Genomic DNA, 1,763 nt, shown 5'->3' with positions numbered 1-1,763 from the left:
AGTGCGTTGCCGAACCTCGGCAATTCGTTCATCCTGTTGATGAAGGAGGGGGCTTTGGCCTACACCATCGGCATCGTCGACATCATGGGCAAAGGCCAGTTAATCATCGCGCGTAATCTCGGCGGTTATTCGATCGAGACCTACATCGCGTTGGCGGGCATCTATTGGCTTCTGACACTGGCGATCGAGAAGGCATTCAAGCTGGCGGAAGACAAATTGTCGGCAGGAAAACAACCGTTGCGTGCGGCATAAGAGAGAGGAGCGAGACGCATGACCATTGATTTACCTTATGTGCAGGAAATTCTGATCCTTGTGTTGCAGGGCATCCCGACAACGCTGCGCTTGACTTTCATCCCCTTGCTCATCACGCTGCCGTTCGCTTTCCTGATTGCGGTTGCGAGACAGCGGAATATTAAGGTGCTTGCCCGCATTTCCCAAATTTATGTGTCCTTCATCAGAGGGACTCCCTTGATCGTCCAGATTCTGGTTATGTACAGCCTGTTCCCGAGTCTGCTGAACGTTCTCGTGAAAAACTGGGGACTCGATTACGACGTCTTCGGCATCGATCCGATCTATTACGCCTATATTGTCTTTACTTTGAATACGATCGCGATCCTGTCGGAGGTTTTCCGTTCGGCACTCGAAACGGTCGACAAACGTCAGCTTGAGGCGGCTCTTTCGATTGGTTTGCTGCCGGTTCAGGCCTACCGCCGGATCGTGATTCCGCAAGCGCTGGTGGCGGCAACGCCCAACTTGTGCAACAGCACCGTCAATCTGCTGAAATCGACCTCGCTGGCTTTTCTGATGTCGGTGCAGGATATCACGGCCATCGCCAAGACGGAGGCGGCATTCGGCTACAACTATCTTGAGTCGTATCTTGTGATTTTCATTGTGTACATCGTCCTCTGCTCGCTAGTACAGGTGTTTTTCCAATTGCTGGAGCAGCGTTTGTCCCTCTACAAGCGCGGACGTAAGATTACGGTGAAATCAGAAAATGATAAGCAACCGGAGTATTTTGAAGACATACGAAAGGAGCGATTCCATGCTGGCATTGAAGAATATTCATAAGAAATTCGGCGAATTGGAAGTACTGAAAGGTGTGGACATCGAGGTCGAAAAAGGCGATATCGTCGTGATCCTGGGTCCAAGCGGTTCGGGCAAGACGACCTTGCTGCGCTGCATTAACTTCCTGGAGCGAGCCGACGAAGGTTCGTTGCATTTCGATGAAATCCAGACCGATTTTTCGAAAGCAAGCAAAAAGGATATCACTGCAGTAAGGAAAAAATCGGCGTTCGTTTTCCAGAACTATGGGTTGTTCGACAACAAAACGGTTTTGGACAACGTTACCGAAGGCCTGATAATCGGAAGGAAAGTGCCGAAGAAGGAGGCTGTCGAAACCGCCATCCGCGCATTGGAAAAAGTTGGCCTGAGCGATCGTTTGGCTTACTACCCTTCGCAATTATCGGGTGGGCAGCAGCAGCGGGTAGGCATCGCCCGCGCGTTGGCAGTGAACCCGGACGTCATCCTGTTCGATGAACCCACTTCGGCTTTGGACCCGGAACTGGTCGGCGAAGTGCTGCAAGTCATCCGCAAACTGGCGGAGGAAGGGACCACCATGGTCATCGTCACGCATGAAATGACCTTCGCCAAGGAAGTGGCCAACCGCGTCATCTTCATGGATCAGGGCGTCATCGTGGAGGAGGGCGCCCCTGAAGATATTTTCGGCAATCCAAAAGAAGCCCGCACCAAAGGGTTCCTGCAGC

Annotated in this window: 1 protein-coding gene and 2 pseudogenes; all 3 read left to right on the top strand. The window is 52.1% G+C overall.

Annotated features, from left to right (window positions below; genetic code table 11):
* Nucleotides 1–252 (top strand): annotated as a pseudogene (locus WBV27_RS12050) (amino acid ABC transporter permease); the annotation flags it as partial.
* Between the two features lie 24 nt (nt 253–276).
* Nucleotides 277–954, top strand: a pseudogene (locus WBV27_RS12045) (amino acid ABC transporter permease); the annotation flags it as partial.
* Nucleotides 955–1,042: 88 nt separating this feature from the next.
* A partial coding sequence (locus WBV27_RS12040; protein WP_424202375.1) for an amino acid ABC transporter ATP-binding protein occupies nt 1,043–1,763 on the top strand: 721 nt, incomplete at its 3' end.

It is taken from the genome of Trichococcus sp. (assembly GCF_049589555.1).
Lineage (GTDB): Bacteria > Bacillota > Bacilli > Lactobacillales > Aerococcaceae > Trichococcus.
Note: the sequence above shows the minus strand (reverse complement) of the source record. Positions and strands in the feature narration are given on the sequence as shown.